This window comes from Geobacter sp. OR-1, assembly GCF_000813145.1.
Lineage (GTDB): Bacteria > Desulfobacterota > Desulfuromonadia > Geobacterales > DSM-12255 > Geoanaerobacter.
In genome coordinates this window covers 244,397-257,374 of the sequence record NZ_BAZF01000004.1, presented here as the reverse complement: position 1 = coordinate 257,374, position 12,978 = coordinate 244,397, and the positions used below count along the sequence as shown (strand labels likewise).

11 protein-coding genes are annotated in these 12,978 nt (G+C 57.7%); 7 read left to right on the top strand and 4 right to left on the bottom strand.

Features of this window, described 5'->3' with window-relative positions:
* Positions 1–8: 8 nt before the first annotated feature.
* Both OR1_RS06215 and OR1_RS06210 read left to right on the top strand, forming a co-directional pair.
* On the top strand, positions 9–998 hold the full coding sequence (locus tag OR1_RS06215; protein ID WP_041970706.1) for an NAD(P)H-quinone oxidoreductase: 990 nt from the start codon (positions 9–11) through the stop codon (positions 996–998).
* Between the two features lie 14 nt (positions 999–1,012).
* Positions 1,013–1,303, top strand: coding sequence for a Dabb family protein (locus tag OR1_RS06210; protein ID WP_041970705.1), 291 nt, complete (start codon positions 1,013–1,015; stop codon positions 1,301–1,303).
* Between the two features lie 42 nt (positions 1,304–1,345).
* On the opposite strand, the gene OR1_RS06205 is transcribed toward OR1_RS06210, so the two are convergent.
* Positions 1,346–2,101, bottom strand: coding sequence for a class I SAM-dependent methyltransferase (locus OR1_RS06205; protein ID WP_041970703.1), 756 nt, complete (start codon positions 2,099–2,101; stop codon positions 1,346–1,348).
* A gap of 54 nt (positions 2,102–2,155) precedes the next feature.
* Positions 2,156–2,812, bottom strand: a complete 657-nt coding sequence (locus tag OR1_RS06200; protein WP_160295216.1) for a cytochrome c3 family protein — start codon at positions 2,810–2,812, stop codon at positions 2,156–2,158.
* Between the two features lie 183 nt (positions 2,813–2,995).
* On the opposite strand from OR1_RS06200, the gene rpsA reads away from it, so the two are divergent.
* Together rpsA and OR1_RS06190 are read left to right on the top strand one after the other, a co-directional pair.
* Positions 2,996–4,192 (top strand): 30S ribosomal protein S1, encoded by a 1,197-nt coding sequence (rpsA, locus tag OR1_RS06195; protein WP_041970702.1) that lies wholly within the window; start codon positions 2,996–2,998, stop codon positions 4,190–4,192.
* Positions 4,189–5,271 (top strand): hypothetical protein, encoded by a 1,083-nt coding sequence (locus OR1_RS06190; RefSeq protein ID WP_041970701.1) that lies wholly within the window; start codon positions 4,189–4,191, stop codon positions 5,269–5,271. Before rpsA ends, OR1_RS06190 begins: the two co-directional genes overlap by 4 nt.
* An 18-nt stretch (positions 5,272–5,289) precedes the next feature.
* Here the strand turns inward: OR1_RS06190 and OR1_RS06185 are convergent, their stop codons facing one another.
* Positions 5,290–5,811, bottom strand: a complete 522-nt coding sequence (locus tag OR1_RS06185) for a DUF523 domain-containing protein (protein ID WP_041970700.1) — start codon at positions 5,809–5,811, stop codon at positions 5,290–5,292.
* Between the two features lie 88 nt (positions 5,812–5,899).
* On the opposite strand from OR1_RS06185, the gene OR1_RS06180 reads away from it, so the two are divergent.
* From OR1_RS06180 to OR1_RS06170, 3 genes are all read left to right on the top strand, one after another.
* Positions 5,900–6,694 (top strand): hypothetical protein, encoded by a 795-nt coding sequence (locus tag OR1_RS06180; RefSeq protein WP_041970698.1) that lies wholly within the window; start codon positions 5,900–5,902, stop codon positions 6,692–6,694.
* A 172-nt stretch (positions 6,695–6,866) separates the two neighbouring features.
* Positions 6,867–8,504, top strand: coding sequence for a methyl-accepting chemotaxis protein (locus OR1_RS06175; protein WP_041970697.1), 1,638 nt, complete (start codon positions 6,867–6,869; stop codon positions 8,502–8,504).
* A gap of 173 nt (positions 8,505–8,677) precedes the next feature.
* Positions 8,678–11,497 (top strand): CxxxxCH/CxxCH domain-containing protein, encoded by a 2,820-nt coding sequence (locus tag OR1_RS06170; RefSeq protein WP_160295215.1) that lies wholly within the window; start codon positions 8,678–8,680, stop codon positions 11,495–11,497.
* 113 nt (positions 11,498–11,610) lie between these two features.
* On the opposite strand, the gene OR1_RS06165 is transcribed toward OR1_RS06170, so the two are convergent.
* Positions 11,611–12,936 carry a radical SAM protein gene (locus OR1_RS06165; protein WP_041970694.1) on the bottom strand — a complete coding sequence of 442 codons (1,326 nt, stop codon included), beginning with the start codon at positions 12,934–12,936 and terminating at the stop codon, positions 11,611–11,613.
* Between the last annotated feature and the right edge of the window lie 42 nt (positions 12,937–12,978).

Below are 12,978 nucleotides of genomic sequence, written 5' to 3'. Positions count from 1 at the left end.
GGTTAAGTATGAAAGCAGTGCTGATGGACGGTTTCGGCGGAGTTGAGGTGATGAAGATCGGCGAGGTCGAGAGGCCGGTTCCGGGCGAGGGACAGGTGCTGGTAAAGGTTCATGCCACATCGATCAACAGACCGGACCTGGTGCAGCGGGTCGGCAACTATCCCCCTCCTCCGGGCGATTCCGAGATCCTCGGGCTTGAGGTCAGCGGAACGATCGAGGAACTTGGCTCCGGAGTGACCGGCTGGCAGAAGGGTGAGCGGGTCATGACCCTGGTCGGCGGCGGCGCCTATGCCGAGTATGCCGTTGCCTATGCAAGCCACCTGATGCGGATACCCGAATCGATGAGCTTCGAGGAAGCTGCCTGCGTCTGCGAATCGTACATCACGGCTTTTCTCAACCTGTTCATGGTCGGCGGGCTCAAAGACCGGAACACCGTCATCATCCATGGCGGCGGCGGCGGGGTGAACACTGCCGGGGTCCAGCTCTGCAAGGCGCTCGTGCCCGAGACCCGGATCATCGTCACCGCAAGCCCGGCAAAGATGGCGCGGGTCAAGGAGATCGGCGCCGACCTCGTTATCGATTTCACCACCACCCCGGACTTTACCGACGCGGTCAAAGAGTTCACCAGCAAGAAGGGGGTGGACGTCATCCTCGACCATGTCGGCGCCAAGTACCTGGCACCGAACATGAATTCGCTCGGCTATGCGGGGCGGCTGGTGATCATCGGCGTGATCAGCGGCATCAAGGCCGAGCTGAACCTGGCGCTGATGATGGTCAAGCGCCAGCAGATCATCGGCAGCGTGCTCCGGTCCCGGCCGGTCAAGGACAAGGGGGATATCGTGGCCGAATTCACCAGGACTGCGCTCCCCAAATTCGCCGACCGGACCATTGTTCCGATCATCGAGAGGGTATTCCCGCTCGACCAGGTGGTGGAGGCGCACCGGATGATGGAAGAAGACAAGCATTTCGGCAAGATTGTTCTCAAAATAGCCGATTAAGGAGTTGTGAACTGATGATAACCCATATTGTGTTGTTCAAACTGAAGGAGCCGACTGCCTCGAATATTGCGGCTGCACGGGAGAAGCTGGAGAGCATGGCCGGCAAGATACCGATGCTCAGGCATCTTGAGGTCGGGGTGGATTTAGTGCGGACGGAGCGTTCCTACGACGTGGCTCTGTACACGAAATTCGATTCCTTGGCAGATATGCAGGCGTACCAGGTTTACCCGTATCATGGTGAGGATGTGGCGCCGTACATGAGGTCGATCAGTTCGGCGGTTGCGTCGGCGGATTACGAGTCCTGACGGCTATGCCTCGATAAGGGCGAGATTAATTATAATCCGCCCTTATCCAACCCTTCCCGCCTTGATCGCCAATGGCCATTTGACGGTGCGACGGACATGGGGGTCGCCCCAGGCCGTTTCGAGCTCCCCGGCGATCAGTTCAAGCGGATCGGCGCCGTTGGCGGCAATGTACCGCCGCACTGCTGACCATGTCCCGAGGTATCCGACCAGCCTCTTGAGGGTCCAGTGCTCTTTCATCGTCAGACTGGGCGGCTGCAATTCCTCGAAAGGGAAATCGAGATCCGCATAGCCGCTGTCGACGTACTTTCGCTCCGGAGGCCAGAACGGACCGACTATTTCACTGTGCAGCCTTCTGATCTGTCGGTCTACCCCCGGAGACACCTCAAGCAGCCCGTAACTTACCGCCGCCACCATCCCCCCAGGTTTGGAAACCCGGCGGACCTCGGCATAGAACTCGTCCAGCCTGAACCAGTGCAGGGCCTGGGCCGCAACGACCAGGTCAATGCAGCCATCGGCCAACGGTGCCTGTTCTGACAGTGCTGCCACATAGGAAATCTTCGGGTTGTTGGGCGCCTGCCAAAGCTGCTGGAAACTGAGGTCAGTCGCCACCACCCGGTCGAACCATCCCGCCAGCCCTGCCGAGAATTGGCCGCTGCCGCAGCCGCAGTCCCAGGCAAGCGAACGTCCCGGGGAGCGCGAGGCGAGGAAGCCGATCAGCGCCGGGGGGTAGACAGGCCTGAACTCATGGTATGCTGCGGCCTGCTCGGAAAAATGATCTATAGTATGAATTGGGGTCATTAATTAGTCGCTGTGAGGTAAGGGGCTCCGGATAAGTCGCGGAGCCCCGGGATGTCACCTGTTGTAGGTTGCGGGTGAGTGGCAGGTCATCTTGCAGCTCCCTCCGGAGGCGGAAAATGTCATGTTCAGCAAGATCTCTACGCCGTTCTTGTTCTTGCTCGCATTGCTGAGCAGCTTCTGCTGCGGTGCGGCGTGGACATTGTGGCAGGCCTTGCAGGTAAGCGCCGCCCCCTTGACGTGAAGCGCGTGCAGGTTGGTCTTGCCGTCGCGAAACCCGGTTGCCGAACCGGTCTCGTCATCGGTAAAGGCCTTCGGTTCGTGGCAGGAAAGGCAGAGCGAGTATCCGTCTTCACTGAAAGCTGCTTCAGAAGCTGCCGGGTAATTCCCTTTCAGAAACCTTGCCCGCGATCCGCCATGGGGGTCGTGGCAGCTGACGCAGTCGTTATCGCTGACCGGCGCATGCACCGACTTCCCCTTTGCCATTTCGGCATCGTGACAATCATAGCAGATGGAGGCTCCTTGCTTCTTTACCCCGTAAAGTCCCTTCTGAAGCTGGTGATTGCCGCCTTCAGACTTGTGACAGGCCTTGCAGTCCTTTTCCGCTACCGGCGGATGCGGCACTTTCTTTGTCAACTTGCTGGGGTGGCAGGCGTAACACGGTTTCTCATTTGCTGATGCCGCAGCCGCGGGAAATTGGTTGCAGATCATCATGAATGCGGAACATAGTGAAATTTTAAGTAATTTGAAAAATATGTTCATTCCGGGAACCTTTCCGTTTATTATGAAGATCAATTATATAGCATCGACCGACTATTTCTACTCCCTGATGCTATTTTTCGGATATCGGCATAATGCCGACCTAGTATCAAAATCACGATTTCCGGGGGATGTGCAATGGTGAATGATGAAAAAGAGATGCCGGTAGAAGGGGAAGAGGATTTTGCTACGCTGCTGGCAGCCAGCGACAGTTCTTTTGCCCGGTTCACACCAGGGCAGAAGATCGAAGCGAAAGTCATCAAGATTACTGCTGAATGGGTGTTTATCGATACCGGCGCCAAGGGTGAAGGGGTGCTGGACAGGAAAGAGTTCCTGAACGAAGACGGAACGCTGACCGTTACGGAAGGAGCCAAGGTTTCCGCCTGGTTTGTGGCCAGCCGCCATGGCGAGATGCGCTTCACTACGCGCATGGACGGTTCCGCCGGCGGGAGCAGTCAGCTTGAGGATGCCTTCAATGGGGGGATCCCGGTCCAAGGATTGGTTGAAAAAGAGGTCAAGGGTGGCTACGAGGTGAAGGTTGGCGGAAGCCGGGCTTTCTGTCCCTTTTCCCAGACCGGGCTGAGACGCGATGAAGGTGCTGAACAGTTTATCGGCAAGCATTTCCAGTTCCGGATCACGGAATACCGCGAGAATGGGCGGAGCATTGTCGTCTCCCGACGCGTCCTGCTGGACGAGGAGCGCCAGGCAAAGCGTGCGGCTGCCTGGGAAACGGTCACGGAAGGTGAGATAGTGTCCGGCACAGTTGCATCGCTCAGGGAGTTCGGGGCGTTTGTCGATATCGGCGGGATCGAAGGGTTGATCCCGATGTCCGAGCTCGGCTGGAAGCGGGTGAAAGACGCCTCCGAAGTGCTTTCAGTGGGCCAGCAGGTCAAGGTGCTGGTCAAGAGGGTCGACCGCGAAGGGGGGAAGATCTCGCTCAGTCTGCGTGATACCCTTGCCGATCCTTGGGAGAGCCTGGCAGGGAATTTTCCTGAAGGGTCATATGTCAGCGGCACGGTCTCCAGACTGGCGAATTTCGGGGCATTCGTGACCCTGGCCGATGGAATTGACGGCCTGATTCCGATATCCAGGCTGGGGGGCGGCAAGCGGATCAACCATCCGCGCGAGGTGCTGAAGGAAGGGGAGCGGATCGAAGTCAAGGTGGAGAGCCTCGATACGGCTGCCCGTAAGATCTCCCTTTCGCTCGGCGCTGCCAGTCGCGCGGTCGAAGAAGAGGAGAGCGAGCTGGCGGCATTCCGGCAGCAGGCTGCGGAGGGTTCGACCAAGTCTCTCGGCTCTCTGGGCGAACTGCTCAAGTCAAAGATGAAAAAATGAACCGTTTTGGCTTCATCCGGATGATTGCGCTAACCGTTGCGGTCATCTGCGCCTGCAGCGCCATTGATCAGGCGCTTGCGGGGAGGGTGGTGAAACTCAGGATAAACACCTCCCATGGGCTGTCGAATGCCAGGGGCGCGGTGGAAGACGCGGGACTGAGCCTGAAGGACGAGGTTGTGGTAACACCCTCCTCGCTGGAAGATGGCCGTCCGTTCCTGCCACCGGATAAGTTCATCAGTGATGCGCTCAGCAACGGCGCATCACTGATGTCATCCAGCTTCGCCGGCTGGGACAGCCGGTTTGATTCCGCTCTTTATCAGAATATGGTCGCGAATTCGCTCTGTCACGTATATGCCTATGAGCCGAAACAGCCGCAGTCCCCGAATGCCCCTCCTCCGGCAACGTTTGCCACGGTGAACAAGGTTGGCGGAAAGACCGGCGGGGGGATCGAATTCGGTTTGCCGACTACCTACATGAACGGCAAGGGGAAGAGCACCTATCCTTCAGGGGTCACGGCGCAACTTGCCGGGCTTATGGCAGCCATCAAATACCGTCATCCCGACTGGAACTGGTTTGATGTGAAGGCTGCCCTCCGTTCAACTGCAGCCAATTACGCCACCGGTTATGACCCGGCGCGATACGGGTATGGCCTGATCGACTATTATGCCGCAAATGCGCTTCAGGATGCTGCGGCCCTGCCTCTTTTCGCCCCAGCCGCTGTCATCGCCCGGGTTCAGGGTCTAAGTGCCGATTTTGCGGTCAACTCCTTCAGACAGTCGCGACGGTCGGCTGATGCGGTTTTCAAGTTCAACTCCCGTCCAGTAACTAGCGGTAAAGAGCTCACTTTCTCAGAGATAACCGCCCTTGGTGGCGAACTGCTGTTTTCAGGGGAAATCCCGCTCCGGACGAATCGCTACCGTTATCGCGCGCCAGGGGAGGAGTTCGTATTCTTCGTCTGGTTCACGAGAGATGTGCGTGGGTTCTATTCCAGGATCGAGCCTTGTTCCATCATCGGGCCGGTTTCTCTCAAGCAGGGCGCTGCCCGGTCCGGTGCCGCGACTGCTGCCGGAGTGCCCTGACCGCCACCAATCAGGGCATCAGGTGGAGTTCCTGCCGCTGTGATAGGCAATGACGCGCTCAAGGAAATTCCGCCGCAGTTCCGGGTCAGCCATCCGTTCCTCTTCTTCCAGCGGCAGCAGGGGGAGCGCCTTGGTCACAGCGGCGGCAAAAAGCCCTCTTCCAGACATTGCCGGTTCCCCTGAAGCAGTGACCGGTACCCCGAAGACACCGCAGCTGGGGGAGCGCGCCTTCAGGATAAAGCCGCAGATATTGCAGGTGCGGAGTTCCCCGACCTTTCTCGTGCAGTATTCGGCCATCTTTAGCGTCAACTCCTCTCCGGAGCTTATGACCACCAGCCGCGGAGCGGCCGGATCACCTTCCAGGCGCATCGGCTCACGGGGGACCGGCAGGCCGCATTCCACTTCCGGACAGACCGCTACCAGGTCGAACAGTTCGCCGATAGTCCCGGTGATGTACCGGTCGTGCTTGTGTCCGCCGTCGTACCGCGTCCGTTCGCCCAGAAGACAGGCGCTGACGCCGATCCTGATTCTATCTGCCATTCATTGAGCTCCTTTGTTTGACAACTTCTCGCCACTGCTTTATAACTGGAACGTTATCCGATTCTATCCATGCGTCAAGGAGATTCATATGAACCGCGTTCTTTCGGCAGTTGTACTTGCTCTGATCCTAGCGCCGGCTGCATCCTTCGGTTTCGGCAACATGGCTGAGCCCCAGTGGAACCCCGCCAACCCGTCGGCTTCTGCGCCACAGCAACAAAGCGCACCGCAGCCGGTTAAGCCCAGCCCGGATATTACCGGCAGGGTGGTGCAGACCATCAACAGCGGCGGCTACAGTTACGTGCTGATGAAGCAGAAGGATGGCAAGAAGATCTGGGTCGCGGCCCCGGAACTGAAGGTGAATGTGGGTGAACAGCTCACTTTCGAGGGGGGGATGGAGATGGTCAATTTCCAGAGCTCCACTTTGAAGCGGACCTTTGACAAGGTGATATTCTCCAACGGCCTGGCCAAGGGTAAGGAAGGCAAGGGGAAGGACGCGAAAAAGGAATCTCGTTCGCCGGGGAGCATGGGAGCCGCGGTGGCGGTCACAGACGAGAAGGTGAAGGTGAAGAAGGCCACCGGAAAGAACGCCTACACAATTACCGAGGTCTTCAAGAAAAAGGACAAGCTGAAGAACAAGCAGGTGGTGATCAACGCCAAGGTGGTGAAGGTGTCGTCGGGCATCATGAACAAGAACTGGATCCACCTGCAGGACGGCACCGGAAGCCATATGACCGCCGACAATGACCTTGTCGTCACTTCCGATGCCATACCGATCGTGGGCGACCTGGTTACGGTCAAAGGGAAACTGGAAACCAACAAGGACTTCGGTGGCGGCTACAAGTACAACGTCATCATCGAGAAGGCGAACATAACCATCCAGTAAAAGTTTTCTATATTGGCGTAGCAAGAAGAGCCCCTGGCCTGAGCCTGGGGCTCTTTTTCGTTTCATCAGCAGATTGATCGTGTACGGGAATTACCTGATTTGACATAGGTCCATCAGAATGTAACCTTATGTAGGAATTTGGATGCAAATCCTTACAGCCGGAGGCCGAACCATGATGAGTAATTTGAAGATCTCGACCCGTTTAATCCTCAGCTTCAGTGTTCTTCTGCTCTTTCTGGCAGTGGTCGGCGGCACCGGGTATTGGGGGCTGCAGAAGTCAGAATTTTACATAAACGACATTGCCGGGACTGACGCCAAGCTGGTTGAGTATGCCCAGCGCACCCGCGCCAACATGAACATCTTCCGGCGCTACGAAAAAGACCTGTTCCTGAACGTCGGCGACACGGCAAAAGTAGAAGAATACAAAAAGAAGTACGATGATAACAAGGTCCGTTTTAGTGAGCGGATGGACGCCATGGCCAAGCTGGTTGACAACTCCAAGGACAAGGAGACCATCGCCGCCATCAGGAAACTGACCGAAGAGTATAATGCCGGCTTTGACAAGGTGTATGAGCAGGTCAAGGGAGGGACGATCACGACTCCCCAAGATGGCAACAAGGCGATGGGGCCGTACAAGGAGGCAGCAGACAAGGCCCAGGAGATGATAATCGATTTCGCCAAGGGGCAGGACACACGGATGGCGGCGATGATCAAGGAGGCCGGAGCCGGAAGCAACAGAATCCAGGTACTCATGCTGGGCATGGTGCTGGTTGCCTTTGTCCTGGCCATCGTCATGGCGCTCATTATCATCCGCTCCATAAAGAAACCGTTAACTGCCGTGCATGACATGGTTCTGGACATTTCCCAGGGAGACGGCGACCTTACCAAGCGGCTTGAGTACCGCTCGCAGGACGAACTCGGCGATATCTGCACCGCCTTCAATTCGTTCATGGATAAGCTCCACGGTATCATCTCCAGCGTGGCAGCTAACTCGAACCAGGTAGCCTCCGCAGCTACGCAGCTAATGGCTAGCGCGGAGCAGATCGCCACCGGCGCGGAAGAGGTGGCGGCCCAGACCGTCACCGTGGCCACTGCCGGTGAAGAGATGTCGGCCACCTCAGGCGACATCGCCCAGAACTGCCAGATGGCGGCCGAGGGGAGCAACCAGGCCAGCCGGGCCGCAAGCAGCGGCTCGGAAGTGGTCAACAATACCGTCCAGGTAATGAACCGGATCGCCAGCCGGGTCCAGGAGACCGCCAAGACCGTCGAGAGCCTGGGGGCGAGAAGCGACCAGATCGGCGCCATTGTCGCCACCATCCAGGACATCGCCGACCAGACCAACCTGCTGGCCCTGAACGCGGCCATCGAGGCGGCTCGGGCCGGCGAGCAGGGGCGAGGCTTTGCCGTGGTCGCCGACGAGGTCAGGGCCCTGGCCGAGCGGACCACCAAGGCGACCCGCGAGATCAGCGAGATGATCAAGGCGATCCAGAACGAGACCAAAGGAGCGGTGGCAGCCATGGAGGCCGGGGTGCAGGAGGTCGAGCAGGGGACCAGCGAGGCGGCCAGGAGCGGCCAGGCCCTGCAGGAGATCCTGGAGCAGATCAACGCCGTCACCATGCAGGTAAACCAGGTGGCCACGGCCGCGGAAGAGCAGACCGCCACCACCGGCGAGATCAGCAACAACATCCACCAGATCACCGAGGTGGTTCAGGATACGGCCAAGGGAGCCCAGGAGTCGGCCACTGCCGCCAACCAGCTGGCCAGGACCGCCGAGGAGCTGCAGCGGATCGTCGGGCAGTTTCGGCTGTGACCGGCTGGCTGGACTTGGGTGCATGAGGAGATTAAACCCCCTGATTACAGGGGGTTTTTTTATGGTGCCGAATGCTTAGGGGCACGAAAATTGCTTTAATTACAACGGGTTAAATTTTGTTTACTGCAGATTCGTGAAAGAGCGCTTTTATGGGGCATCTCAGGGTGATACGCATGTTACGATTACAGCCGGTTCAGTTATTTGCCTGCCTGATTACGGTCTTATTTCTATGGCCGGCTCTCCCGGCGGTGGCAATCGAGTGTTACGAGTGCCATGGCGGGAAGGCCCCGCCGGATTACCGGCCGGTTGATGCTGCTTACCGGAATATCAGCACCGGTGGCTTTCAGGGAAATCACCGAACCCATATGGATCCGGTCGTCATTCCCGGGGCATGTTCCCGTTGTCATCCGGACACGGCCGAATACGGCCCAGGTCATGCCAATAGACTGATAGAGATCAAGCCGAACATCAATAACTCGCCTGTGACCGCAGTCTATAGAAACGGCAGCAGTGCCTTCCCCCAACGAGCCGTTCCCAGGCTGGGCAGCTGCAGTAATGTGAACTGCCATTTCGAGCGGGAGACCAAAGCCTGGGGCTCTGCTCCCCTGGTCCAGCCCGAAGGGTGCGCTGAGTGCCACGGAGCACCACCGAGCGGTGGAGATAGCGGCGCAGCCGGGAGCCATACCAGCCACGATCTCTATTATCCCGGGACCGGCGGTTGCGGGAAGTGTCATACCGATCACCGCAACGAGGTTTCCCCTTTCCGCCATGCAACCAGTGTTGGCAGGGATCTGGTTCTGGCCATCCAGAACCCGCTTACCTCGGTTCGCAGCCTCTATTCCGGCAATCTGGGCGATTATCTGCCCAAGAGCGGCAGCAACCAGTTCGGCAGTTGCAGCAATATTTATTGCCACAGCAAAGGAGACAGTTCAGGCAATTACCAGCCTAATGTCGTTCCGGTATGGGGAACTCCGCTTCCCGGCGACTGCTCCGGCTGTCACGGCAATGGCCATGGCACCGGTGCCGAAATCACCAGCGGCTCGCATACCATTCATGTCGGGAAAGACTTTTACGGCCAGTATGTCTATCAATGCTCTGTTTGCCACAACTACACAGCATCAGGCAGCACGGGGATCGCCAATCGTGCCAACCATCTCAACCGGCAGGTTGACGTTAATCTGGCACCCGCCTTCGGCGGAACATACAGTGCTGACGGCCATAGCCCTGGAGCAACGGTCGGCAGTTGCCAGAACGTTTACTGCCACTCCAATGTCCAGCCCGATGGCGGGATTGGCGGGCCGACTGCCTACAATACGCCGGAATGGGGTGATGCCGATTCCATACAGTGCGGTGACTGCCATGCCGGTGATGGCGGCCATGGCCACGGCGGAGCCAAGATTGCCACAGGCAGCCATGCGAAACATCTAACCTATGGCTTTACTGCTACCAGTAACACCGTTAGGTGCATGATCTGCCACAAATACACGGACCAACCTTTTGTCCCGACCTGTTTCGGCAACCCATACGGCAACACTGTCTGCCACTGGGGCACCGGAGCAAAGCACGCCAACGGCAAGATCGATGTCCGACTGGACCCGGTCTTCGGCAACATGAGCGCCTATCAGGGAGGACCGGAACCGGGCAACGGCTACGCCAACTGCACCAATACCTACTGCCACAGCAATGGCACATCAGTTGCCAGCGGTGCCGTCACGGCAAGCGCCACTACCAACTGGGGGAGCGGTACGATCGGCTGTTCGGCCTGCCATGCCTATCCGCCCAACTATCCGAACGGAACGCCCAAGGCCAACAGCCACGCGCATCATTCCGTCTGCAATCTCTGCCACAACAGCACATCATCTGACGGTGTCACGATCACAAATACGGCAACGCATGTCAACAAGGCCTATGACCTGGTCCCAGGGCCAGGGGTATCTTTCAGTTACACCTATGCGGCAACCGGTGGGATGTGCGGCAGCATCAGCTGCCATGGCGGCGCCGGCGCCACCTGGGGGGCAACCGTGCAGTGCGGTGGTTGCCATGAAGTCCCTCCGGCTACGCCAGCCCACCTGAAACATTTTTCCGGTTCCCTGGAGCAGGCGGCCTATGGCGATGTGCGGATCGCCCAGGACTTCTCGGCCAATGCTGCCGGCTACATAATCAACTGCGGCAACTGTCACCCGCTTGACCGCGCCAAACATGGTAACGGTTCCGTAGATGTGGAGCTGCACAACCCGCTTGCTCCGCCAGATTCGCTCAAGGCCAGGAATCCGGCATCAGCCGCGTATCTGAACGGCACCTCCATTCACACCGACAGCAAGGGATTCCGTTATACTAACGGCACCTGCAGCAGCGTCTATTGCCACAGTTATAACGAATGGACCACTCCGGGGGGAGTGGCAAACTTCACCAATTATTCGACCTATCTGCCGCCGAATCTGGTCGTGACCAGAAATTACCGGTCTGTTACCTGGAACGGATCGGCTCTCACCTGCTCAGGCTGCCATGCCAATCCACCGCGCACAAGATATCCGGATAACGATCTTGGGGCAGGTGACAGTCACTCCTGGATCAATGCCGGTGGCGACTACAATGCTCCGTATGTGAACGGGGTGGAAGAGCGGCATAACGCAAATATGGGGTATGGCCCAATGCCGTGCCGGACCTGTCATTATGAGACTCTCCGGGTTGCCAATGCCTGGACCCTCTATACCAGCAACAGTCAATATATGTGGAATGCCGGCGATGTCCCGATCAACAACTTCTCAAAGCATGTCAATGGCAGCGGGAGTGTTGATTTCGACCGCGACAACCCGGTAGTTTACGACACCTACTGGTCAGGTACCGTCACCATGAGCCTAAACACTGCCCAGTACGACGCCTCGAGTAAGACCTGTTCGAATGTTGCCTGCCATCAGGACCAGACAAAGATCAAATGGGGCGTGCCTTATGACAGCTGGACCAATCAATGCTATGTCTGCCACAGTTATTGACGCTGAATTAACCGTCTGATTATTCTTGGCCCGGAAATGAAAATCCCCCGAATGACTGCTTCGGGGGATTTTTCGTGGGGCTGGGAAATTGTCTTCTGCGTCCTGCCGTCCTGTTACCGTATCGGCCACCCCTTTTCGTAGTTTTCAGGATAAAATTTCTCTTTTGTTCGGTTGAAGTAACCGAACTGGACCCGCGGATGCTCCTTCTTGATGGTCTCCAGCATCCGGTACATCCCGATCCCTTTCCCTTTTACCCCCATCCGCTTGTTGTAGAAATCCGGGTCAATGGAGAGGTTGCGCATCTGGATCATATCAACCTTGGTCCGGCCGATGAAAGCCAGGAGTTTCTCGACTTCGGCCGGGTGATCCGAGACCCCCGGAGATACCAGGTAGTTGATCATGGTGAAGCGACCGGCATCCTTGGCGACCCGCAGCGATTCCTCCACAGCAGTGAAGCTGTAGCCGGCCGGGCGGTAATAGGCGTTGTACAGCTCCTCGCGCACCGAATTCAGGGAGAACCGGAATGAATCCATTCCGGCATCGCACAGCATCCTGATCCGGTCCGGGAATGAACCGTTGGAGTTGAAGTTTATCGTACCGCGATTGGTGGCGCTCTTCATCCGCCGGGTAGCTTCTGCTATCGTATCGGCCTGCATGATTGGATCGCCTTCGCACCCCTGGCCGTAGGAGACGATCGGCTCAGCCGCCTCGTTCAGGTGCGGCAGCATCAGTTCACAGATCTCTTCAGGCGTGGGGACGAACGGAATCCGTTCGTGGTTGGAGGGGCAGCAGTCGGACGGCTGGAGGCTGATACACCCCAGGCAGCGGGAGTTGCAGGCCGGTGAGGTGGGTATCGGGGCCTCCCATCTTCTGTAGAACAGGTTCTTGGCGGCAAAACAGTGATAATCCACGGCGCAGCGGGCAAGCTGCGTCAGCAGTCGATTCCCCGGGAACTCTCGTACCCGCTTTTTTACCAGCGGGTCGAGTTGCCGGTCGTCGTAATTGCGCGGCAGCCAGTTTTCATTGGTGTCCACGCGGCTTGCCGCAACCACGAACCGTTCGTTCTCTTCGTCCCATCCGACCGCTGTGTAAGACCAGAGCGGGAGATGGACCTTCTTTTTACTGTAGTCGCACGCGGGCAGCAGTGTCCTGACAAAGCCGGGCGCCATGAAGGCGGATACCGCCTGGATGCGGATATCACGCTTCCCTTCGCGGACCGTCTCCATTGTAACGTATTTTTTCTGTTTGTTGTCCCAGGCAATGGGCGGGGTGTTCGGGATGGTAAACAACCTGCTGTCTTCAGGCAGGGGAATCAATTCCACATCTTCGGGGAGGACCGCTGAGTCCCCGTTCATCCCTGCCATGCATAAATATGGATGGTCGTAGATGTTTCCCCTGGAATCGGCGTAAAGCAGTTTTGGCAGCCGTGACGTTTTCATTCGGCTAATATGCAGTATGAACGGCTGATGGTCAAGAGCGTA

Coding starts and splice junctions, on each gene's coding strand:
- OR1_RS06215 (WP_041970706.1), top strand. CDS start 9: ATGAAAGCAGTGCTGATGGACGGTTTCGGCGGAGTTGAGGTGATGAAG.
- OR1_RS06210 (WP_041970705.1), top strand. CDS start 1,013: ATGATAACCCATATTGTGTTGTTCAAACTGAAGGAGCCGACTGCCTCG.
- OR1_RS06205 (WP_041970703.1), bottom strand. CDS start 2,101: ATGACCCCAATTCATACTATAGATCATTTTTCCGAGCAGGCCGCAGCA.
- OR1_RS06200 (WP_160295216.1), bottom strand. CDS start 2,812: ATGATGATCTGCAACCAATTTCCCGCGGCTGCGGCATCAGCAAATGAG.
- rpsA (WP_041970702.1), top strand. CDS start 2,996: ATGGTGAATGATGAAAAAGAGATGCCGGTAGAAGGGGAAGAGGATTTT.
- OR1_RS06190 (WP_041970701.1), top strand. CDS start 4,189: ATGAACCGTTTTGGCTTCATCCGGATGATTGCGCTAACCGTTGCGGTC.
- OR1_RS06185 (WP_041970700.1), bottom strand. CDS start 5,811: ATGGCAGATAGAATCAGGATCGGCGTCAGCGCCTGTCTTCTGGGCGAA.
- OR1_RS06180 (WP_041970698.1), top strand. CDS start 5,900: ATGAACCGCGTTCTTTCGGCAGTTGTACTTGCTCTGATCCTAGCGCCG.
- OR1_RS06175 (WP_041970697.1), top strand. CDS start 6,867: ATGATGAGTAATTTGAAGATCTCGACCCGTTTAATCCTCAGCTTCAGT.
- OR1_RS06170 (WP_160295215.1), top strand. CDS start 8,678: ATGTTACGATTACAGCCGGTTCAGTTATTTGCCTGCCTGATTACGGTC.
- OR1_RS06165 (WP_041970694.1), bottom strand. CDS start 12,936: ATGAAAACGTCACGGCTGCCAAAACTGCTTTACGCCGATTCCAGGGGA.